Below are 23,517 nucleotides of genomic sequence, written 5' to 3'. Positions count from 1 at the left end.
TTTCTCCTTTGCTTCCTCTGCTCTATATTTATTGACAGCGATCGCAAATTCCCTGAACTATCACCTCTAGTTTTTCGGCTTTTAACCCTGGGCGCAGGTGGCTTAGATCAATGTTACCGAAAGTATCCCATTCAATATCTTCTATGGTGCGACAGTTGGTGCAGCGAAAATGATGATGCTTTGTCACATTGGCATCGTAGCGAGAAACACCCTCTTCTAATAGCACTTCTCGCACTAAACCTACCTCACGCAATGCTTGCAACGCTGCATATACCGTGGCTTGTGATGAAGTGGGTACATCTTTATTTAAATCCGTCAAAATTTGCTCAACGGTGGGGTGGTCTTGTCTTTCCCGCAGGTTTGCATAGACTGCGAACCTCTGAGGCGTGACTCGCAATCCTTTACTCTTCAGTATCTTAATAATCTCATCAGCTAGTTGCTGCATAGGATGTACTTGAATAAAGTAAATTCGCCTATAACTATAATATAACTTTTCTACTCTAATAATTCGTTTTTAAAGAAAAAAACTCAAAAAAATAAGTATTTCTAACTATTTACTAATTATTAAATCAGAATTATTCTGATATACAAGTGGTAAGCGACCACAGCAAAATATTCAAGCTCACACAAAAGTTTAATTATTCCATCTAACAAAGAGGTATTTATGACTGCTATTACTCGCGTTCCCGATGTTGTATTCAAAACTCGTGTTCGGGATGAGTCCGTATCTGGCCCTAATCCTTACCGTTGGCAAGACCGGACAACTGAAGAAATTTTTGGCGGGAAAAAAGTAGTCTTATTTGCTTTACCTGGGGCGTTTACACCTACTTGTTCTTCTACCCACCTACCCCGTTATGAAGAACTGTACGATCAATTCACAGCTTTAGGTGTCGATCAAATTATTTGTCTTTCCGTAAATGATGCGTTTGTAATGTTCCAATGGGGTAAACAACAAGGAGCGAAAAACGTGTTATTGTTACCCGATGGTAACGGAGAATTCACTCGCAAGATGGGAATGTTAATAGATAAGTCTAACATCGGCTTCGGGATGCGGTCTTGGCGGTATGCAATGGTTGTCAACAATGGACACATTGAAAAGATGTTCGTTGAACCAGGCTTTGAAGACAACTGCGCCACCGATCCTTTTGAAGTATCTGATGCAGATACAGTTTTGGCTTACCTCAAAGGTGTAGAAAGAGTTAAAGAAGTTGCACCTCGGTTAGCATTTGTAGGCTAGGTAGAATTTTGGATTTTGCAGAAAGTTGTAAGGAGGGTTTCCCTCCTTAGCAAACTTTTCAAGACGGATTTTAGATTTTGAATTGAACCCAGAGTCCAAAACAAAAATTGAATAGCCAATTAATCAGTCATCAGTCAAAGGTTAAATCTTATATCGTTAATTGTTTCTGCAATTGTTGGTTTTTAGGCAAGGGAAGTTAAATCAAAATTACTTCCTTTGCCTGTTTCATTCATAACTGAAATTAAGTTATACGTAAATTTATTAAAACTCAAACAATAGTAATTTAAGTCAAATATTTATCAATGTAGTAATTAATTTTGAATTAGGAGCGAAGTGATATGACTTACGATTTTGATTTATTTGTGATTGGTGCGGGTTCAGGTGGGATTGCTACTGCGCGGCGTGCAGCGGAATATGGTGCAAGAGTTGGTATTGCAGAGTTTGATAGACTTGGTGGTACTTGCGTAACTCGTGGTTGCGTACCGAAAAAATTAATGGTTTATGCTGCTCGTTTTCCTAGCCTTTTTGAAGAATCACAAGGGTATGGTTGGAGTCCTGTACAAAGTTCCCTGAATTGGGAAGATATGATTAACCGTGTGAATAATGAAGTAACACGACTGAATGGTATCTACCAACGGATGTTAGATAATTCCAAAGTGCAGGTATATCAGGGTCGGGCAAAATTTGTTGATAATCATACTGTGGAAATTGGTGATACTAAAGTTACTGCCGATAAAATATTGATTGCTGTTGGAGCTATGCCAATTCGTCCTGATATTCCTGGGATTGAACATGCATTAATTTCTGATGATTTATTTACGATGAATCCCCAACCTCAACGAGTAGTATTACTTGGTGGTGGGTATATTGGCTCGGAATTTGCTTGTATATTGAATGGTTTAGGTGCAGAAGTTATTCAGGTGATTCGCCACGATAAGATTTTGCGTGGCTTCGATGAAGATTTACGGACAGAAATTCAAGAGGGGATGATTCGTCACGGCATTAAGATTATTAATAATGCCGAGATTTTAGAAATCACAAAAACTGATACTGGTGTCAATATCAAACTGAAAACAGATAAAGAAGAAAATATCTTAGCAGACGCGATTAGTTTGGCAGCGTTGGGACGTAAACCTAATACTGATAACATTGGTTTAGAAAATACTGGTGTCACAGTCGATGAAACAGGAATGATTTTAGTTGATAGCTACAGTCGCACAGCCGAAGAGAATATTTATGCTGTCGGTGATTGTACTAATAAATTGCAACTCACTCCTGTAGCAATTAATGAAGGACGAGCCTTTGCTGATACCGTCTTTGGTGGGAAATCTCGCGTGATGAGTTATGAAAATATTCCCACAGCGGTTTTTACAAATCCTGAAGCGGCGACAGTAGGGTTAACGGAAGCAGAAGCCATTGAGAAATATGGTAGCGATCGCATTCAAGTTTATCGCAGTCGTTTCCGTCCTATGTACTACACCCTAGCAGGGAAAGAAGAAAAAACCTTGATGAAGCTGATTGTCGATCAAGAAAGCGATCGCGTTTTAGGCGCACACATGGTAGGTGATTATGCGGCTGAGATTATCCAAGGCGTGGCGATCGCTGTGAAAATGGGTGCGAAAAAAGCCGATTTCGATGCAACAGTGGGAATTCACCCCAGTTCGGCGGAAGAATTCGTCACTATGAGATAAGAGTGTCAGGCAAAATCATTTCTTCAGCTTCTTCCAGCTTAATGAAGTACACAGTTAGGGCGTACAGATGTGCGCCCTAAAATTTATCAGTAGTTTACTAAATTGCAAGCTGCTGTATTTGTTCTTTTTTCATTACACATTAAACCTCTTGCAAAAAGCATTTTTGCAAGAGATGGAAAAAGGGGAAAGGGAAAACACAAAACTTTTCCCGACTTATACAAGAAGTCTGTTGCTCCTAAACCTGCCAATTATCCATTAGTTATATTTTTCTGAACCTTCCTGTAAGTCAGACTATGAGGGGATGGCAGAAGTAAATAACGCCAGCATTATGGAATGTATAAACAGAAAATATAACCTACCAGCAAGGAGTAATAAAGTTATTCAACCCCGATATTTATCGTTTACAATTCTTGATTTTTAATATTTAGTTTTTATTTTGCTTTAGTATATATATTTGTTTTATGACTATTTTAGATTTGAGTAAATGCTCAGATTTTTGTTTACAATAGTTTACCTCTTGGTTTGTAAGTTAAGTTTATTGACTTTTGATTTAACCAGCCTCATTAGGCTGTTAGTCTTGTAATCAAGTTAAGCGTTGTTTGAGTTTATTTATATATAGTTCTCAAATGCTTGATAAAGCTTTATTTTTAGTGGAGAAATACCTTAAGCTTATAACCTTCAAATAGCTGCTCTCAACTATAACTAAGAGTTTTTATTCACAAAACTACACAGATTTCACAATTCCTACTAGCAAACCTGATGATGAATCATTACGCAATTGAATGGATTGAGGCATGGTGCCTAGAAAATGGCTGGACAGATTTATTTGTTGAGCGCCGTGATAACTTTTGGGCTTTTCCTCCTGGCTGCGTAATGCCAGAACCAATACCCACTGACGTGCTGAGACTGATTAAAGCCGAAAAGGGACAGACTAAGGAAGAAAAGCTGTGGTCAATATCAGCAATTCTTGGCACAGTTGTAGCGGTCTTGTCTACTGTTTTCTTAAAATGTCCTATGCCTTTGGTATTAGCTTTTGCTTTTAACGCTGTTACTGTGGCGCAATTAGAACTTGAAGATGCCTAAATTTAGAGTTTGGGTCTCACTAATTATTAGGCTTAATATTTTCAAACTGCTCTTGACTATCCCTTCAGCAAGAGCAGTTTTTTATTTGTTCTTTAGCTAATTACTCCCAGTTCGCCCATTTTTTTGGAAGTTAGAAGAAAGACTACTCAGGAGTAAAAGATTGACCATCAAGTTGAGTGTAAATACTGATGGAAAAGCCCAGTAAAGCAAGAATACGCTTCTGCAAAGGTGAAAGAGCGGTCAAGTGAGCATAAATTTCGTTTTTCACCTCAATCAACAGCAGTGTAATCTCTTTAAATGCAGCCAGAATTATTTCTGCGCTAGGTCTTGTAGTTTCGCGCTTCGGATTGCCAACATAAAGACCCGCAAGTTTTTCTTTCTCTTTTTCTAGATTGTGGCGAACCTGGAATTCTAAAAGGTTTAAAACTCGCAAACCAATAGACAGTAGTCTTATTAAACCAGTAATATGGTCTTCACGTTGTAAATATATCGGAGTCAATGAAAAAGGAAAGTTTTTCAGCCTCGCAAATCCTCGTTCCATTAAGTACTCATCTCTATAGGCACGAACTGCTTGTTTTAAACCAAATTCATTTGGATTTTTATTTGTAACGTAAACCCGCCAGCCTAACATTTGAATTTGGTGTTGAACTGCGGAATCGTCAATCTTAAAACTCATGTCAAACCATAGTTCTTCTACTATTCTAGCTTTGCGGTCTCGGTATCTTTTTTGAACTTTTTTAACTCTTTTTGTTTGAATGTCAACTTGAAATAATCCACTTGTTTGATATCTGTTGAAAATAGCTTCACATGTTTCTAACCATTCAAAGTGTGAAGTGAGCTTTTTCTTGCCACGTCGAGGCACTTTAAGTTTTTCTAGAGCATCTACTGTTTTCTGTATTCGTTCACGTAGATGTTTTTCTGCTGTTTTTTGAATCGCAAATGAGCGCACAATTAATTGTCTTTCCGACCAAGAGATTTCTTGCCCATCAATCTCTATTTCATGGATAATCTCTATTTCAAAGCCATCCGCTATATTTTTGGTTTTGGCATCTGCATATTCGTAATCTATAATTGTTAGTTCTTGTTGACCATCCCAAACTGGTTGGAGATATTTGCTTAGTTCTTCGTTAGATACTTGCTTGGCTGTTAAAGGACATAAGTAAAAATCTCCGCCCAATACTATATGAGTTCTTGTCTTTATTGATGACATTTTACAGTCACCAATATATAACAATTCTGACTTTTTTTATTGTTGAACGTACTTTATCTATTGCTGGAATATATAATGGGTCATCTGCTTTTTCTCCTGACAATATTTCCGTCGCTATTGGCATTCCTAATGGGTCTAATGTCGATAGCATTATTTTCACTTGCGCCAAATCCGGACGATTGTCTTTGCTATGACCCCATTGAAATAAGCCTTCTGGGTTAACTCCACAATGACTTGAAGCCGTTGTACTATCTAAACGTACCTGTTCTGGGATAATATCGTACACCCGTAGCAAACTACTTCCTAGTTCCGACTCAAATGAAAACCAGTTTGCATCTATAGATAGGTAACGTAATACTGCTTGCAAACGGTCATCTGCCAAATCGAGCGAGCGTAAAGATTCTTCCGTAAAGCTTTTTAACGTTTCTAACCGCTTACTCACCCAACCTTGAACGTGGTTCAAACGGTGATCTGCTTGCGATAATATGTGTGTTAACCATATTACCACCACACTACCTAGATTTAATCCTTGCCAGTTTCCGTGACATGGAAAATGTTTATCGATTAGTTGTTCTACTCCCATCTGCTCCAGTTGTGTTAGCAGTAGGGGTATATCATCAACTCGTTCGTTTGTAATTCTGGGTTCAAATTCCATAAACCCGAACTTATACCTACTTAGTTCTTTTTGGAATATATCTAGAGGTATACTTTTTTGGCTAACTCAGAAAAAAATGAGCGAACCGGGAGTAATTAAATAGCTATATTTTCATTCACATATCCTCAGATGGATAGTTAATGCTGACAGTTGACGGTTGACTGGAAAGACAGCCCCCAAATTGATCCGTGGAGTTATTTAATAGGAGTTGACCCAATACTGCTCGGTTAAGGATTTTCAACTCGGAATTTGGTTTGGGGAAAAGGTGAAAGGGTAAGGGTTAAAGGTTTTTTCTTGCCCCTTTTACCCTTCCCCTTTTCCCCTTAACCGACAAGTATTGGGAGTTGACCGTTTAAGTTAGAAATCCAAAAAAGTGCAATAATGTGATATAAAACTGCGAAAATAGGCAAATTAAACGATTAAATAATTATAATATTGATTTATTGCGTTAATAATCTGTCCTAAGAGTTTTGACGTTGATAAACGAGTCAAAAAGTTAGTTTGCTAGTCGCAAAAGTTAGTTTGCTACTTGCAAGAGTTAAAAAATGAGACCAAATCTAATAATGTTTAGGGTAAATAGCGATTCATCCTTACCCAATCTTGAGTTGAGCCAAAGTTAGGATTTTCGGTACTGTTATTAGTACCATATATTTGCCCTTGACGATTGATCCAATAGTAGTTGTAGTTGTTTGGTAACTCGACGGTTGGATAACCATAAGAGTTTGTCCAAGTTGTGACATTACCCAGGTTTTCACGAAACTGGAAGTTTTGACGATCTATAGATTCATTTCTTTGACCTCTGACTTCGTCCCAAGTCCGTTGAGACCATTCGCGGTATTCCTGATATCTTTGCCCTTCAGTCTGCGAAATATCTAGATTTTGCGCCATGATTCCTTGCATTCCAAAAGCCGCCCCATTAGTTGCTGAAACCTGAAATGCTACCTGTGGCAACCATGAAGCATAATTAGCCCACTGTGATTGGTGCGATGCGGCACAAGTCATTACCATAGTACAGATGTTGTAACTATATGCCACGCTGCATTTGGCTAGACCTTGGTAGGGAATACCATTAGAGAAGTATGTGCAATCAAACTCATAAGCCACTGAACATCCAGCAATCGGTGGCGCTGGGCGGGGTTGACCAATCCGCAGGTCGTAAGGTTGCATTGCTAACAACTTCTCATAAACAAACTGCCAAGGGTTGTAGTTTACAGGTAGTCCCGAATTTCCCACCATAATCGTCAAAGCAGCATTGTCTGGAGAAACCAGAACAACAGCAAATTGACCATCCTCAACCACTCGCCAATTATTTGGTACTACATAGTTGAAATAATTTCCCCGCCAGATTGACAGCGAACCAGGGTGAGGAAAAGAAGACTGATTGTAGTTGTTGTACATTGGCTTGGTGGCAGAGAAGAGAACTGATAATATATACATCCTAAAAATTGGCTTTTACGGACTTTCCCAGCTCAATCCTCAACAAAAAGCTGCACATTATAGCAATTAAGGCATTTACGGGCGTGCAGTTTTTCGCCTTCTCCCCATGTAGCATTCGATGCCAGGAAATATACCCAAGTACTTGGTGATTCGCCTACAGCGCGACCCCAAACAAAATTTTGTGAACCACAGATAAAACAGGGTCTTTCTTGTGGACTAAAATTTTGTGGATTGTCTTGGTTGTTCATGGGTTGTGTCTAAAAATTAGTGAGTGTGATCGCTTTTATTCAGAGCGATCGCACCTTTACACTTTCTATTTTTCTTCTGAGTAGATTTTGCTTGGCGAAAACTGCTGCTAATCTAATTCTCTGCGGCCTTCCAAGGCTCTCGCCAAAGTTACCTCGTCGGCGTACTCTAAATCACCGCCCACAGGCAAACCAAAGGCAATCCGCGTCACCTTCGTGAAAGGTTTCAATAACTGACCAATATATAATGTTGTGGTTTCCCCTTCCACACTGGGACTGATTGCCAAAATCACTTCCTGGGGTTTTTGTTGACTGACTCGCCGCACCAAAGCCTGGACGGTTAGCTGTTCTGGGCCAATTCCATCCATTGGCGAAATCACCCCACCTAGAACGTGATACTTACCTTTGTACTCGCGGGTTTTTTCCAGTGCAATCACATCACGGGAATCTGCTACCACACATATAGTATTTTGCTCGCGGTTAGGGTTGCGGCAGATTTCACAAACTGGTTCAGCAGATAAATGAAAGCAGACAGAACATAAACCTACCTGTTTTTTCGCATCAATCAGGGCTTGTGCTAAAGCTTCTACTTCCGTTTCTGGCCGCTTCAGAATATGCAAAGCCAATCGCTGGGCTGACTTGGGCCCAACTCCCGGTAGGCGTTGCAGTTGCTCGATTAACCGTGCTAAAGGACGTGCGTAAACCGTGGCTTTATCTCCAGAATGTTTTTACCTTAACTATGATGACATTCTTACAACATTTTGGATGGATGATTCCCGAATCGCTAACTGTCTAAAAAATTAAGTAAGAAATTACCTGATGCATAAATGTAATTTATGATGCTTTAAAAAATTTACTGTTCATAGTTGGAGTGATTATAATCTCATTATGAGAATCATTGCCCGCAGCACTTTAAGAAAGTTCTGGGAAGCATATCCAGATGCAGAACAGCCATTAAAAGCTTGGTTTGATGAGGCATCTCGTGCTGAATGGGATAGCCCTGCTGCTATCAAAAGCATCTATCGTAATGCCAGTATTCTTGCCAATAACCGTGTTGTCTTTAACATCAAAGGCAATGATTACCGCTTGATTGTCCATATTCGTTATGAGATTCAAATTATTTTTATTCGTTTTATTGGAACGCATAAAGAATACGATAACGTAGATGCGACAAGTATTTGAGGCAATAATATTAATATATGCTTGAACTCCATCCCATCCGAAATGAAGCTGATTATCGTGCGGCGCTGGCAGAAATTGAAAGATTGTTTGATGCAGACCTAAATACACCAGAGTATGACCGCTTAGAAGTTTTAACTACACTTGTAGAAGCATACGAGCAACGGCATTACCCGATCGCAGCACCAGATCCTATTGAGGCGATTTTATATTATCTCGAATCCCGAGGATTGTCCGAGCATGATTTAGAACGAGTAATTGGTACTCAGGTACAAGTTGCAGAGATTCTGAACCGACAGCAGCCTCTGACTTTGGATATGATTCGTCTTTTGCATCAGCAACTAGGCATTCCGGCGGAGGTGTTAATCCAACCTTATCCTCTGATGGAAAAATCGGCTTGAAAGCTGCAACTATTTCAGCCAATAAAAATGGGTATGGTGTTGTTACCATACCCATCTATTTCAATAATTTTTAATTACTGAATTATAGCTGAGGTGCATACTGAGGCTTTTCTGGAACATGAGTGTACTCAGCCACAATTTGCCGAAATTCAGCGCCGTCAATTGTTTCTTTTTCGATCAACAGATCAACTAAACGGTCGGTGACGCTACGATTTTCACGAATGATTTTCTTAGCTTGTGCGTAGCATTCTTCTACGATCGCTCTGACTTGAGCATCGATCCGAGAAGCGATCGCTTCGGAATATTCAGATCGAGTTGTCCAGTCACGACCTAAAAATACTTCACCTTGTTGGCTTTCCAAAGATAGGGGGCCTAAATCAGACATCCCGAATCTGGTTACCATTTGTCTAGCCATTCCGGACAACTGTTGTAAGTCGCCACCTGCACCAGTGGTAACTTCCGCAGCACCAAAAATGACTTCTTCAGCAGCACGTCCACCTAAAGCACCAGTAATCCGGGCTTTTAGTTGAGAACGAGTAATTAATCCTTGTTCTTCGTTGGGTGTAAACCAAGTTAAACCCTGTGCTTGTCCGCGAGGAATCAGGGTAACTTTCTGTACTGGGTCATGGTCTTTTAAGACGGTTCCCACCAAGGCGTGTCCTACTTCGTGGTAAGCAATTAAGCGCTTGCTCTTGCTGTCAACCAAGGGAGTACCTTCCATCCCTGCAACTACCCGATCCACCGCGTCATCAATTTCGGTGATGGTAATGCCTTCTTTGCGTCTTCTGGCGGTGAGAATAGCCGCTTCGTTGAGTAAGTTGGCTAAATCTGCACCTGTAAATCCAGGTGTGCGGCGAGCGATCGCATCTAAGGATACACTAGGGTCAAGTTTTTTATTGCGGGCGTGGACTTGTAAGATTTCCAAACGTCCTTTAATATCCGGTGCATCGACTGTTACTTGACGGTCAAAGCGTCCGGGACGTAATAATGCTGAGTCTAATACGTCAGGACGGTTGGTGGCAGCAATAATAATGATGCCTGTGTTACCTTCAAAACCATCCATTTCGGTGAGTAGCTGGTTGAGGGTTTGTTCGCGCTCATCGTTACCACCACCGATACCAGCACCCCGTTGTCTACCTACGGCATCAATTTCATCGATAAAGATGATACAAGGGGCATTGTCTTTGGCTTTTTTAAATAGGTCACGTACACGAGACGCACCTACACCTACAAACATTTCTACGAATTCTGAACCAGAAATACTGAAGAAAGGTACACCAGCTTCACCAGCGATCGCTTTTGCGAGTAAAGTTTTACCAGTTCCTGGAGGGCCAACTAACAGCACACCTTTGGGAATTCTTGCGCCTACAGCAGTAAATCTTTCTGGCTGTTTTAAGAAGGTAACAACTTCTTGCAATTCTTCTTTGGCTTCTTCAATACCTGCTACGTCGTCAAACTTCACGCCAGTTTTGGCTTCCATTTGAAAACGCGCTCTTGATTTGCCGAAGTTCATTGCTTGACCTGGCCCGCCTGGGAGGTTGCTAGAGCGACGGAACAAAAAGAACAGACCCGCAATCAATATAATGGGAAAAACAAGATTGCCTAAAAGGCCCCAAATAGCCCCATCATTCCGCATGGGGTGGGCATCAAAACTAATTCCTTTATCTTTCAGCTTGCTAATTAACTCAGGTGCGTTAACAGGCAGATCCACTCGCCAGCGTTGAATACGATTTTCAATATCTGGATCTACGGCTTCGATAATCGCTGTCCTACCACCTTCATAGAGATCTACACTACTGACGCGATTAGCATCCAAATATTCTAGAAAGCGTCCATAGGTCATGCGCGTATTAGCTGCATTCTTCGTCATGTCAGCAGGAGCGCCAGCAAATGCCCCTTGCCAGAAGAAGAAGCCAATTACCAAAGCAGGCAATGTCCACAGTAATAGGACTTTCCAAGAAAGTTTCATTTTAATCTGCCTCTAAATGCCAATACAACTAATCAGCTTTAGCAACCAAATAGATCAATCACCCTGCTAAATTTAGGATGATATGGAAGTAAAAAGTATAAAAATTTTCAAACTAACTGACCCTGCAGCACTAGCTAGAGGGCGCGTCATCCTAGAATTCAAAACTTCTTTGTAATCATCCATCCTTTCTTGGTTGCTAGCTAGCTGTGAAACGGACTCTTAATAAATCCATTTTGATGAATTTGATGTTTTGTGTGCAGCGTCCTAGAACTATAAGGTCTTTACAGCAAATCTAGAGCGACGACACGAATCTTAATTAAAGTTAACTTAATTTTAATACATAATAGCTCCACAGCAAAACGAGATTTGAGGAACATCAGCGTGAGGAAGCGTTATCAAATCTATGCTCCCTGAGCTATTGCTGTGCCTCTACCCCTCTATCCTATTGTGGATGCTCGATTTTAGATTATGAAATTCTTTAGCTAAAGCTAATGTATTGTCGGCTGCAACTACCGAAGAGCACTGCGCGCAACCTACAGCACGAGATACATGACTGGTTTTGAGGTAGGAACCAGTCCCAATGAAAAATTTCACAAACCATGCATGAAAGTTTCAATGAGAATTTTTACTCAGAACTCAGAACTTAGCAACGCCACTTGCTTTAAGCCGGGAAACCCGTCCAACGCAGTGGCTCCTCAGCACTGTTTCATTATTTCACTTCACTAATTTGGAGAGTATAAGGAAAATATTTGCCTTTCACATAAGAACCCACCCAAATCTGATAAGTTCCTGGGAGCCATTCACCAACCATCCCAGGATTTTTACCATCAAACTCGTCATTGCACCATGTACCACCAGGGCCTTTGACTATGAGTGTAGTATCTTCAGGACTTTGCACTAGTAGCTTCAAGTAATCCAATTTAGTAGTGATTTCTAATTTATGGTCTGGTGTTTCATCAACAAATCCAGTACATGGCCCAGTTGCAGTTTCAGTTCGCTTTGCTACTTGGTTACTTGGAACTGAACCGCCACTCATACCCCGAACGGTGAAGGGGTCAGGAGAAAAATTCTTACCGATGGAGATATCTCCAAATATTGGTGGTGTTTGTGGCACATCTGCTCCAGCATGAGTGACCGATGTGACTAAGAGTGTAACCACCATTAATGATAATCTTATTCCTTTGTTAAGAACTCTTTTCGGCATTTTAATCACATGGTTGTCTAAGTGGAGTTAATGACATGAATTTTACACGTAAAGTTCCCAAAAATAGAAGAATTAACTAGTAGTACGCGAAGGTAACTTGGCGGGGTAAAGGGGAAAGGTTTTTGTCCCTTACCCTTTTCCCTTTAAGCTTTACCCAACCTCCACCTAACATTTTTGGGTTGACAGACTACTAGTATGGTGTTGGGTATTTGTCCCATTCCCAATTACCCATTACCCAGTCCCCAATCCCTATTACCCCTAATCCCCACTCCCTGCGGTCGTGGGGGCCCCGAGTTCCCCAATACCTGCGACTGCTTATATTATGAATAGAGGCGCACTTGAGTACGCCTCTAAAAATCTAAAATATTGTCAAAGACTCTGAGCTAACTGCTTGCTGCGATCGCTTTACTCAAACGGGGGCGATCTGAACCAATTTTGTGGAGTAATAGCCAGGATTGAATCAAGTCTGGGCCATGAACATCTCCGGTTAAAGCAGCGCGGAGCGATCGCATTACTAAGCCTTTCTTGACATTTTGGGCTTTTACCACTTGCTTAATAATCTCTTGGGCGGTAGCTTCTTGCAATTCTTGAGTTTCTAAAGCTGCAAGAATTCCTTGTAGAACAGCCGCAGAACCTTCTTGTTGCAACTGTTTACTGGCTTCTTCGCTAAATTCAACTGTCTCAGTAAAAAACAGTTGGCTCTGAGCGACAGCATCTTTGAGGCGAGTTAAACTTGGCCCAAGTAAAGCTACTAATTGCTCTAACCAAGCGCGATCGCGTCCCCCATCAAAGTTAAAGCCTGCTGCTTCCCAATAAGGGATGAGTAAATCTGTGAGCTGGCTGACTGGCATATTATGGATGTACTGGCTGTTTAACCAATCCAATTTCGCCCAGTCAAACTTTGCACCTGCTTTATTAACACGCTCAAAGCTGAATTCTTTGGCTGCTGCTTCTAAAGTGAAGATTTCTTGAGTAGAGTCTGGTGGTGACCAACCCAATAAAGTCATGTAATTCACTAAGCCTTCGGAAGTGAAACCTAATTGCTGAAAGTCGGAAATTGAAGTTACACCATCTCGCTTGGAAAGCTTCCGCCCTTCCATATTTAAAATTAGCGGTGAGTGGGCGAATTGGGGAATTTTTGCCCCCATAGCTTCATAAAGGAGAATTTGCTTGGCGGTGTTGGCGATGTGGTCTTCTCCCCGAATTACATGGGTGATTTGCATATCAATGTCATCCACTACAACCACAAAGTTATACAGTGGTTGACCAACACCATCTTCGGAAGCACGGGCGATCACCATATCACCACCCAAATCGCTACCCCGCCAAGACATTTTTCCTCGGACTAAATCGTCCCAAACAATTTCTCGGTCGTCTTCGATTTTGAAGCGAATGACAAAGCTACGTCCTTCCGCTTTGAAAGCAGCTTCTTGTTCTGGGGTGAGATTGCGGTGACGGTTGTCATAACGTGGTGCTTCCCCTTTGGCTTTTTGGGCTTCCCGTAAAGCCTCTAGTTCTTCACTGGTGGTATAGCAGCGATAGGCTAAACCTTGTGCTAGCAGTTTTTCTACTGCTTGTTTATAGAGATCCAGGCGTTGAGATTGAAAAAATGGGCCTTCATCCCAGTTCAGCCCTAACCAGCGCAACCCTTCAAGAATATTCTCTGTGTATTCAGGACGCGATCGCTCTAGGTCTGTGTCTTCAATTCGCAGGATAAATTTCCCACCGTGGTGGCGAGCAAATAGCCAATTAAATACAGCCGTTCTAGCTGTACCAATATGTAGATTTCCAGTTGGACTTGGAGCAATACGGACTCTAACAGTCACAGTTCTTTCTCTCTTTAGCAAAGCATGATCACTTTGACACTCCCCTCTGCCTAAAGGCGAGGGGATTCTACATTCAACGACTCGCCGTTAGACAGCAGGCTTGCGCCAACTGCCCAAGAGGGCAAATCTCCTGTAGCGTAAGTTCCGGTATGCCCTACCGTACTGAGTCCTAGTCTCAAAATGTTGATTGCTGCGTTGACATCCCTATCTTCTGCGTATCCGCAATGAGGACAAACATGAGTCCTAGTAGACAGAGATTTTTTCACTTTCTTGCCACAGTTAGAGCAGTTTTGGCTTGTATTGTGGGGAGGGACTGCAATAGTCACCTTTCCATATTTGTGTCCAAAATACTCTAACCAACTACGGAAAGTGTACCAGCCAGCATCAGAAATAGATTTAGCTAGATGTCGATTTTTAACCAACCCTTTCACATTTAAATCTTCGTAGGCTACCAAATCGTGAGATTGGATAACGGAGTATGCCAACTTCTTGCAATACTCTTTTCGTTGCCTACTTACCCTTAAATGCTTCCGGGCATATCGCTTTCTAGCTTTGTGGTAATTGTTTGATTGTCTTTGAAGAGATTTCTTTTTATCTCTACTGAACTTCTTCGACTTCTTGCGGTTGGCACGATTGAGTTGTTTTTCTGATTTCCGGTAACACTGGGGGGAAGGTTCTACATTGCCTTGATTATCAGCAATGAAGTACTTCAAACCCAAATCAATACCCACTATTTGATTTGTGGGTTGAGTTGCGATTTTGACGTTAACATCAATCGCAAATTGGGCATAATATCCATCAGCACGGCGTACTAAGCGCACCCGTTTAATTTGCTTGATGTCATAGTAATTAAGGTCATAGGTTCCCTTTAATTTCAGAGTTCCAATACCTTTGTTGTCTGAAAAGGTGATAGCCTTTCGAGTTTGAGAAAGCTTCCATCCAGTTGATTTATATTCCACTGAACGGCAGTTTTTCTTGAACTTTGGAAACCCCTTTTTACCTTTAACCTTTTTCTTGCAGTTATCGTAAAACCTAGCTATCGCACTCCAAGAACGTTCAGCCGCAGACTGCCTAGCCATTGAATTGAGTTCATCAGCAAAGGGGAATTCGGCAGCTAATACAGCGCAGTATTTATTCAATGCGTACTTATCTACTTTTGAATCTTTGTTGTCCATCCAGTAGCGTAAGCACATATTTTGAATGAACTGGCTAGTACGAATTGCTTCGTCTATCGCCTGATATTGTTGGTCTTTTGCCTTGACTTTGAACTCGTAAACAATCATGGGCATCGACCAATTTACCACATACTTATGCTAACATAAAAAGCATAAGTATACCAAGGCATAGAAAGAGTGAATGAGGCGTAAACAGGGCTAAAGCCACAAGGTTTTCAATGAACGTCCTGATAACCAGCACTGAGGAGCCAGTGCTTTGCAGAGGTAAATGTTGATAATTAGTTGCCTTTACCTCAGTTTACCGAGTGTTCAGCATTTATGAATCTTTCGTTAGAACGGGACTGACGGGGCTCGAACCCGCAACTTCCGCCGTGACAGGGCGGTGCTCTAACCAATTGAACTACAGTCCCTTGATTACCGACTTTGCTATTATGCAAATTTTTTTTTAAGTTGTCAAGCAATTTGGCGGAGGAAATTTCAAAGAGAAGACCAGAATTGTCTTCTTCCTCCTCTGCTCCCTCTGCTCACGCCAGTTGCTACAATGGAGGGAAGCTCAACGGACAGTTTGCTCAAGTCGGGAAACCCGCCCACGCAACTGTCCTCCGCAACGCACTGGCTTCCTCTGTTTCCTCTGCTTATTTTTTCAGTTAGAAGTCCCTCAGCCGACAGATGGCATTGAAGCTAAATGCTCCTGAATCTGGGATTGCATTTGCTTGTACTGTTGCTTTAAGAGGTTTTTACTCAAATGCGCTTGAGATGAGGGTGGTAAGGTTTTGCTCTGTTCTAGCCAAGTTTTCAACGTTTGTCGCTGAGTGTCATTAATGTAACTGCTCATAACGCTAGTACAAAGATTAGGCGCTTCTAGGGTAAATAAAATTAACGGGTAGCGTTCATTGCTGGCTAAGGAATACACCATTTTTTGATTTTGCGGTTCTTGCATATCGAGGTAGCAGGGTAGCCACTTCGGCCCTAGTTGCTTGTTATACAGAACTGTTAGCCACAGCAGCATGGGATGAGGAAGTTTGATGAAGAGAAACTGGTTGTAACGGATAGAATGGGAACGCTTTTGAATATCTGCTTTGGGTAACATCAGCCATAGGGAGGCTATAGAGTCTTTTTCGGTATCTAAAAGTCGCGGAAACACAATTTCCTGAATCGGTTTGTTTGGCGGCCAAATTGCTTGCCAAAAAATTTGTTCTACAGCCACAGGTAAATCAGATTTTGTAGCAATATGAGAATTATTGCCATTGACTGATTCAGATGGCATACGACTACCCACTTTCATGGAACTCTTATTTGCAGGCCAATTCAGATAGTAAGTGCGATTGATAGTTTCCAAAACTTGCAGCAGTTGGGTGCTACTTTGCGGGCGATCGCGTGGAGCTTTTGCCAAACAAGCCATAATTAAATCATTGAGTTCTTTGGGGAATTGCAGTTCTGGTTTAACTTCTGCGATCGCTCTTGGTGGCTCAAAGTGATGTGCTTTATACCAAGCACCAAAGTGATCGGTTTCTGGTTCCCAAGGTTTTTTACCTGTGAGCATTTCAAACATCATCACACCTAGGCTATAAATATCAGAGCGGCTATCTAATTCGTCCCCTTCTAACTGCTCTGGTGAGCAATAGGGTAAAGTGCCATGAAATCCTATATTTGTACTAAGCGTTGATACAGAATTGACAAATTTAGCAATGCCAAAATCTAAGATTTTTGCTAAATAATCTAATATAGGGTCGGGCATTACTAAAATATTTGCTGGCTTAATATCTCTATGCACAAGGGGATAAATCTTACCTTCTATATTCATCCCTTGATGGGCGCACTGTAAGCCTAAACAAATCTGACGAGTCAGATTCATAAACATTGGCAAGTTCATCGGTATGAATTTTTTTAAAGATTTTCCCGATAAATATTCCATGACGTAAAAGGGGTAACCTTGTTCACTTACGCCATAATCATAAGCCTTGACGATATGTATACTTTTTTGGCTCAAAGCTGCGCTCACCATTGCTTCTCGTGCAAAATCTTTTTGCAACTTTGGGTTTAAAACAGTTTGAGCTAGAAACTTGATAGCGACTGGTGTTCCTCCTAATAAAACATCATTCGCTAAAAAAACTTTGCCCATACCTCCTGTGCCAATTAACTTGATCAGTTGATACCGATTGGCAAGTAACCCTTTACTATCGGGAGACGCTGATGAGCTTTGATTCACTTTTATAACCTCTTAAATACTCACCAAAATTAATAATGAGCATTTTAACTAACAATTTTCAATATATGTATATAATTCCGGCTATCTATCCTTTAAGGTTTTTATCTGACTTCTCACAAATAATGTCTATTTTCCAGCTATTCATTCACAAGATAAATGCTGTTCTCTAACTCTAGTCAATCAACCCTTTTTATCCAGACTTAACGGCGCAATATCATCTGAAAAAAGGTATAAAATAATTTCATGATTTTAGATTTAAGATTATCATCGTTCTTTGGTAAATTAGCTACCATTTTCCGGAGAATGCTAGATTTTAAACGTTCGTAATCTGCCTTTAAAATAATTTTTGCTTGTTTAGCAGAAATAAATTCATTGGCGTTTTGACTGCTACCTAACCAATCTAGTAATTGCTGACGTTGGTTAGCATTAAGAGTTAAAGTCATTACCTTAGTGCATTTGTGCGGTTCTTCTAAAGGAAAGAATAATAAATGATAAAATCCTGTTTCTGCTAAACTACGCAGGATTTTTTGACCTTTATTATCTTTCATATCTAAAAAACATGATAGCCATTTAGCTTGAGAGTTTTGAGTATTGTATAGTAAAGTACTCCATAAAATCATGGGATAAACATTGATTTTGGCAATAAATTCAGTGCCATGAGATTTCTTGAAAAATTTGTTAATTTCTTGTTGGGGTAACATTGCCCAAAAGGTGGGTACAGTTCCTTGTAATGTATGTAATAAACTAGGAAAACCTATGGTCGCAATTGGCCGATTTTTCGGCCAGGTTTTCTGTAAACACTCTTTTTCTGTGAATGATGTCAGAGGTACTATCTGTAATATTGGATTACTTTCTACCCGCTCAGTACTACTATTAGAAGCCAGTGCAACTTCCGATTTGACTTGTTCTAAAATTTCTAATATTTCTTTAATATTTTGTGGGCGATCGCTAACTGCTTTCGCTAAACAACGCATCACTAATTTTTGTAACTGCTCGGGTATGACGACTTGCGAATTTACCTCTGCAAATGCTGGTGGTGCTTGAAAGTGATGAGCTTGATACCAAATACCAAAGGAGTTACTTGTTGTGTGAAATGGATGTTTTCCTGTCAACATTTCAAACATCAAGATTCCTAAACTGTAAATATCAGAGCGCACATCCAGGAGTTTACGCCCTTCCATGTGTTCTGGGGAACAGTAAGGTAAACTACCAATAAATGAATCAGTGAGAGTCATCCCACTGCGCTCTGTTAAAAATTTAGCAATGCCAAAATCTAAAATTTTGACCAGAGGCTCTTTTTTACCATCTTCAATAATGAAAATATTTTCTGGCTTAATATCACGATGTACAATCGGATAATTTTCTCCTTTGAGGATGATACCTTGATGAGCACACTGTAAACCTAGACAAATTTGATTGGAAATATCTAAAACTTTTGTGATTGAAAATGTCTGAGTTTTGAGAATGCGTTTCAGGTTTTTTCCTTGGAGATATTCCATGACATAATAAGGAATATTTTCCTCAGTTACGCCATAGCTAAACATCCTCACAATATTTTTACTTTTCCGTCCTAATTGAGCGCCAATAAAAATTTCTCTAGCAAAGCGTTGAGTCATTTGCTGACTACCCAAGCTCAGGGATAGAATTTTTACGGCTACTGGCATTCCGCCTTTGGCAACATCTTCTGCTAGGTAAACCCTACCCATTCCGCCTTTGCCAATCAAATCTCTGATTAGATAGCGATTATTGAGGAGTTTACCAATATAAACATCTAATTCAGTTTTAACATTAGCGACATTAGGGATAGGATTTAACATAAAATTTTTTATTAATAAAAAGCCAGATACTTATTAATAAAGTGCCTTTTCAGCCTTTATTTTATCTAAAAAGATACTCACATTTTTATAGAGTTGATTATGCCAGCTAAAATTTACAATAAAACCTGGTTAATTTTTAATAAAATTACGGAAAATCTGTGTGCAATTACTCTTAAACATGGTGTAACATATTTGTGAAGCTAAACGTATGGTAAATTACACTGAATCCGCAAATAATGATAATTGCTTTGTATTGCTGCCTCAGTAATTACACGTAAGTACAAAGAATCTTCAGGAAGCAATGAAATTTTTGTAGTGTGCATATTACCAGTACAACACGTCGGAAATAAGCCACCCATTTAAAACAAGTGTAAAGCTTACAAAATCATCATTCTTTCTTTCTTTTTACTTTTGCCTTGTTACTTTTGCCTTGTTGTACTAGATGTTTCTGCAAACCCCAATCAAGAGTAAATTCGTAGCTACAACTTTAGTTTCGGTTTCTAAAGTGCTGACTACAAATTTTTGTCCCATAATGATATACAGGAATAGCGCTTAAGTGGAATTTTACTGCAGCTAGATCAAGCTGACAAAAGTATTTTCTAATTTAGCGCTAGAAATTGGGTATAAAACGGCGCAAAAGCCTGATTAGGGGTGAATCGATTTTCACTTTAAAAGCTAATATTTGGGTACGTTGTAGCGCATTAAAATTGTTATCGCTGACCAAGATTAAAGCACGTTGCCCATCGGGTAATATGGGGCCAAGAGTTAAGCCTTCAATATTGTCTAGCAATACATTCAGACCTCGCAAATCTAACAGTAGCTTTTTCTGCACAGGTTTGATTTTTTGCTGAACATTCAACAGGCTATCGAGATGATGAATATCATCAGCACCTGCTAGAGAAATCTCAAACAGGAGAATCGAAAATCCTAAGCCTGTGAAAGAGCGTTCTAAACTCAGGAATGTTCCTTGATTATCGAGAGCAACTAAATCAGGTAAGCCGCTAGCAAACTTGCCAGTAATATTTAAAAAGGGTGAGACTGCTTCCGTGAGGTATAAAAATTCCTTTTCTGGCTGTTTGGTGAGCAAGTTATATTGTAGAATCCGGCAGGGAGTGCTGATATTAGGTTGAGCAGCTGGCCCATCTTGCATTAGGGCATTTTCGGTAGCTGTAAACAGTTTATTTTTATCTGGTGTAATAGTGAGGCTTTCAAAAGCCAAATTGTTGCGGATACCATGCTGACTATTTTTATTGCGTAAAAATTTGTCTGGTATAGGTAGCGTTGCGATCGCCTTACCATTAGACAATGAGAATTCTTTAATGAAAAGATTGCTGGATTCTCCAGAATCCCCTTCAGATGAGATGAAAACAGTTTTTTTGTGAGTTAAAGCAATACCTTCTGTATCGCTAGTACCTGGAGAGAACTTTTCACCATTCTCATTTAACAGAGTTGTTACACCAATAGTAGCAACACCATTGTTTTTGAGTGAACCTTGACTGAGGTCAATTTTTAAAGTATAAAATCGTGCTGAAGCTTTATTGCCTCTGTCATCAGATATAGCATAATAAACATCATTGTTGGCATCATAAGTAATTCCAGATAAGCCTCCCACTAGAGTATTTTGTACAAGCAATCCCTTTGGGATTGTTGCTTCTCCCATAAACTCAATACTACTAACTGTGACAGCCCCCCACGTAAAATTGCTGGCTAAGAAAATGATTACAAGTATAGGAATAGTAAAATAAATAATTCTTCGCCAAGTTAAGATTTTTCTGATAAATTTCATGAATACTGCCAGGATTAAAGTAATTCGTCATTAATAATAAACTGCTGCAATCTGTTGCGCTAGGCAATTGCTACATACAGCATATTTCATTTGCATGAAGTACAAATTGACTAGTTTTGAAGCAGTAGTGAGAATAGTAGTTATCCTATTTATGTACCTCATTTAGTTGTAAACTGCTGTATATGAAATACAGAGTTGCGTGCATTTTATCTGCAAAAGAAAACTTATATGATGATTTTTTATATTTGATATTCCTGCAATCAACTATAAAATCAGAAATCACAGAAAAATGCGATCAATAATATCATTTCAATTAAAAAATTATCCCTATAGGCAAGCAGAGGGAGCAGAGGAGCAGAGGAAGTAATTTGTATCAGTAATTTCGTGAATTAGTAACTATCTGCTGGGCAAAGGCGATCGCCTCTTTTGGTGTAGAGACTTTTCCCTCAGCTTGGGCGATCGCAATTTCTGTAAGAATTTTCCCAATTAATGGCGAAGGTGAGAGATTTAGTGCTATAATAATCTCCTTCCCACTCACGATTGGAGAGGGATGAGCGACCAGGTCATCAGGGTTTAGGTAGCGGCTGATCAAAGGAGCGTAAACGCTAAGTGGTTTATCCCTAGACATCGCCCCTACCAGATTATCACAAGCTAGGGACAACGCTACAGCAGTACTAAATACATTGCCTGCTTCCTGAAAGAAAAAATATTGTTCTCTCAAAGACATATTTGTGGCTTTTAGCCTCTGGAGAAGTCTCAGGGCTGTAATGACAGAGTGAATTTCAGCACGGCTGTAGGTTAGTTGCAATAGCTCCATTTCCGCAGCTTCGGGATTGGGGTGGACGAGACAAGCAAGTTTGGCGATACCTAAGTATGTAGTTTTAATGGTGTCGCGGATGTACTCTTGTAATTCCACCCCTAAAGGCTGCCAATTTTGTATTATGTAAGCGGCGGCTGTATCAACAGCAGCGATTTTTGCAAAGCTTTCATCTGTAGCGTTTTTAAAGAAAGGTGCTAGTACCCCATCTTCCCAAGCCATCGCGATCGCTTGCGTACCTTGAGGTATTGCCAACAAATAGCCAACTTCTACCCTGACTCGTTCTGCGGCTACTGTAGTGATGTGTGCAGCTAAAGTACGAATTGCTTGTTGTGTCGCGGGTTCGATATTAAAACCTAGTTGGGCGGCTTGGCGGTAGGCGCGCATTAATCTTAAGGGATCGTCTTGTAAATTAGCTGGTGAGATCATGCGTAAAACACGCTTCTGTAAATCAGCTACGCCTTGTAGAGGGTCGATGATTGCTTGGGTATGGGGATCGTAGGCGATCGCATTAACTGTAAAATCTCTTCTGTGCAGATCGGTTTCTAAAGAGTCTCCTTCCTGTTGGGCAATATCAACGGTAGCGTTGGGAAATACGACACGAGCAATTTGGCGTTGGGGATCGAGTAAGACAAAACCAGCTTGATAATGTTGAGCGATCGCCCTTGCTACTTTCACCGCATCAGTAGGGATGACAAAATCTAAATCTAGGTATTCACGACTTCTACCTAAAAGCGCATCCCTGACTGCACCACCTACCATATATGCTGGTTGTGGCAGTAATGATAGGCTAAAAGGCCAAGTGTCGGGAGCTAGGGTAGAAGAAACTGAATTATCCATGTTTAATAAAAATCAACCTAGCAACTAATGAATATAAGTTTGTCTTAAGCTAGATTAACAATAAAGGTTCCTGGAGTTGGTTCTATTATGTGTATTTGCGTCAACTGCCACTATGTAGACCGATGTTTAACATATCATGCCGTCGAAGCGCAGCACCAACAGCCCCATTTGACCGAAACACCCACTTTTGATCCTAATGAGCCTTCAATCAATGTCAACATCCGCACAAAAGAGGATGTGATTGAAATGGAATGGGATGTAGTCGGTTGTCTCAGCTTTAAGCAAGAAACTGGTAAGTGGGCGAAGTTGCGTCCAGGCGAATTAGTACCAACGTAATTGGTGCTATGCTCAAATTCAAAAGTTTTGAATCTATAACTTTTAGAGTTTTCCATAGTAGCTAGAATCTGAGCAGTATTCAAAATTGAATGATGATAAAAAAGTGTTTTGATATTCTAGCCACCTGCTGCTGTTTAGTGAGAATTCAAAATTAAAATTTTGTTGACTTTGTCATACTCTTTTTTCTAAAGTTATAAAACATAGCGATTTCAAAAAGAGTCTAGGGTCAAATTTATGGTAGGGGCGCAAGTTATTGTACCCCTGCTTTTAAGTGTGAATTATCATCACATTTAAAATAATTAGTAAAATAATTGGTTCTATTATTTAAATCTTGACCCTAAACTCTTGTACAGACGCGATGAATCGCGTCTCTCTGATTCTCCAACTCTTGACCCTTAAC

Annotated in this window: 19 protein-coding genes and 1 tRNA gene; 6 read left to right on the top strand and 14 right to left on the bottom strand. The window is 40.2% G+C overall.

The window, feature by feature from the left end; all coding sequences use genetic code 11:
- Positions 1-28 precede the first annotated feature (28 nt).
- The gene (locus HG267_RS14130; protein WP_045872555.1) at positions 29-445 is read right to left on the bottom strand and encodes a Fur family transcriptional regulator; all 417 of its coding nucleotides are present in this window, start codon (positions 443-445) and stop codon (positions 29-31) included.
- Between the two features lie 219 nt (positions 446-664).
- On the opposite strand from HG267_RS14130, the gene HG267_RS14125 reads away from it, so the two are divergent.
- From HG267_RS14125 to HG267_RS14115, 3 genes are all read left to right on the top strand, one after another.
- Positions 665-1,237: a peroxiredoxin gene (locus tag HG267_RS14125; RefSeq protein ID WP_045872554.1), complete on the top strand. Its 573-nt coding sequence runs from the start codon at positions 665-667 to the stop codon at positions 1,235-1,237.
- 338 nt (positions 1,238-1,575) lie between these two features.
- Entirely contained in the window at positions 1,576-2,928 is a 1,353-nt protein-coding gene (gene gorA / locus HG267_RS14120; RefSeq protein ID WP_045872553.1) for a glutathione-disulfide reductase, read from the top strand.
- Between the two features lie 759 nt (positions 2,929-3,687).
- On the top strand, positions 3,688-4,011 hold the full coding sequence (locus tag HG267_RS14115; RefSeq protein WP_194007866.1) for a hypothetical protein: 324 nt from the start codon (positions 3,688-3,690) through the stop codon (positions 4,009-4,011).
- A gap of 142 nt (positions 4,012-4,153) precedes the next feature.
- Here HG267_RS14115 and HG267_RS14110 read toward each other — a convergent pair whose 3' ends face one another.
- The 4 genes from HG267_RS14110 to recR form a co-directional block, all read right to left on the bottom strand.
- Positions 4,154-5,245: a hypothetical protein gene (locus HG267_RS14110; protein WP_263420060.1), complete on the bottom strand. Its 1,092-nt coding sequence runs from the start codon at positions 5,243-5,245 to the stop codon at positions 4,154-4,156.
- Complete coding sequence (locus HG267_RS14105; RefSeq protein ID WP_263420059.1) at positions 5,229-5,876, bottom strand: hypothetical protein; 648 nt, start codon at positions 5,874-5,876, stop codon at positions 5,229-5,231. The genes HG267_RS14110 and HG267_RS14105 overlap by 17 nt, the downstream gene beginning before the upstream one ends.
- 567 nt (positions 5,877-6,443) lie before the next feature.
- Positions 6,444-7,313, bottom strand: coding sequence for a hypothetical protein (locus HG267_RS14100; RefSeq protein ID WP_263420058.1), 870 nt, complete (start codon positions 7,311-7,313; stop codon positions 6,444-6,446).
- Between the two features lie 355 nt (positions 7,314-7,668).
- Positions 7,669-8,226, bottom strand: a complete 558-nt coding sequence (recR, locus tag HG267_RS14095; protein WP_045872549.1) for a recombination mediator RecR — start codon at positions 8,224-8,226, stop codon at positions 7,669-7,671.
- A 220-nt stretch (positions 8,227-8,446) separates the two neighbouring features.
- Between recR and HG267_RS14090 the strand changes: the two genes are divergently transcribed.
- Positions 8,447-8,740: a type II toxin-antitoxin system HigB family toxin gene (locus HG267_RS14090; protein ID WP_045872548.1), complete on the top strand. Its 294-nt coding sequence runs from the start codon at positions 8,447-8,449 to the stop codon at positions 8,738-8,740.
- Positions 8,741-8,757: 17 nt separating this feature from the next.
- Positions 8,758-9,138, top strand: coding sequence for a type II toxin-antitoxin system HigA family antitoxin (locus HG267_RS14085; protein WP_045872547.1), 381 nt, complete (start codon positions 8,758-8,760; stop codon positions 9,136-9,138).
- Positions 9,139-9,220: 82 nt separating this feature from the next.
- On the opposite strand, the gene ftsH2 is transcribed toward HG267_RS14085, so the two are convergent.
- The 9 genes from ftsH2 to HG267_RS14040 all read right to left on the bottom strand — a co-directional run bounded on the left by ftsH2 (position 9,221) and on the right by HG267_RS14040 (position 22,781).
- Positions 9,221-11,107 (bottom strand): ATP-dependent zinc metalloprotease FtsH2, encoded by a 1,887-nt coding sequence (gene ftsH2, locus HG267_RS14080; RefSeq protein WP_045872546.1) that lies wholly within the window; start codon positions 11,105-11,107, stop codon positions 9,221-9,223.
- A gap of 709 nt (positions 11,108-11,816) precedes the next feature.
- Positions 11,817-12,311 (bottom strand): hypothetical protein, encoded by a 495-nt coding sequence (locus HG267_RS14075; protein WP_045872545.1) that lies wholly within the window; start codon positions 12,309-12,311, stop codon positions 11,817-11,819.
- 383 nt (positions 12,312-12,694) lie between these two features.
- On the bottom strand, positions 12,695-14,137 hold the full coding sequence (gltX, locus tag HG267_RS14070; RefSeq protein WP_045872544.1) for a glutamate--tRNA ligase: 1,443 nt from the start codon (positions 14,135-14,137) through the stop codon (positions 12,695-12,697).
- Positions 14,138-14,187: 50 nt separating this feature from the next.
- Positions 14,188-15,420, bottom strand: a complete 1,233-nt coding sequence (locus tag HG267_RS14065; RefSeq protein WP_045872723.1) for an RNA-guided endonuclease InsQ/TnpB family protein — start codon at positions 15,418-15,420, stop codon at positions 14,188-14,190.
- Positions 15,421-15,648: 228 nt separating this feature from the next.
- Positions 15,649-15,722 (bottom strand) — tRNA-Asp (locus HG267_RS14060).
- Positions 15,723-15,970: 248 nt separating this feature from the next.
- Positions 15,971-17,521 (bottom strand): serine/threonine protein kinase, encoded by a 1,551-nt coding sequence (locus tag HG267_RS14055; RefSeq protein ID WP_045872543.1) that lies wholly within the window; start codon positions 17,519-17,521, stop codon positions 15,971-15,973.
- A 200-nt stretch (positions 17,522-17,721) separates the two neighbouring features.
- Positions 17,722-19,338 carry a serine/threonine protein kinase gene (locus HG267_RS14050; RefSeq protein WP_045872542.1) on the bottom strand — a complete coding sequence of 539 codons (1,617 nt, stop codon included), beginning with the start codon at positions 19,336-19,338 and terminating at the stop codon, positions 17,722-17,724.
- A gap of 610 nt (positions 19,339-19,948) precedes the next feature.
- Positions 19,949-21,124: an esterase-like activity of phytase family protein gene (locus HG267_RS14045; RefSeq protein WP_045872541.1), complete on the bottom strand. Its 1,176-nt coding sequence runs from the start codon at positions 21,122-21,124 to the stop codon at positions 19,949-19,951.
- 373 nt (positions 21,125-21,497) lie between these two features.
- The gene (locus tag HG267_RS14040) at positions 21,498-22,781 is read right to left on the bottom strand and encodes a CCA tRNA nucleotidyltransferase (protein ID WP_045872540.1); all 1,284 of its coding nucleotides are present in this window, start codon (positions 22,779-22,781) and stop codon (positions 21,498-21,500) included.
- A gap of 87 nt (positions 22,782-22,868) precedes the next feature.
- Here HG267_RS14040 and HG267_RS14035 point away from each other — a divergent pair, with 87 nt between their 5' ends.
- Positions 22,869-23,117 (top strand): Ycf34 family protein, encoded by a 249-nt coding sequence (locus tag HG267_RS14035; RefSeq protein ID WP_045872539.1) that lies wholly within the window; start codon positions 22,869-22,871, stop codon positions 23,115-23,117.
- Positions 23,118-23,517 lie beyond the last annotated feature (400 nt).

The organism is Tolypothrix sp. PCC 7601 (assembly GCF_025677855.1).
GTDB classification, from domain to species: domain Bacteria; phylum Cyanobacteriota; class Cyanobacteriia; order Cyanobacteriales; family Nostocaceae; genus Aulosira; species Aulosira diplosiphon.
The sequence above is the reverse complement of the archived record's forward strand: the minus strand, read 5'-3'. Positions and strand labels throughout refer to the sequence as shown.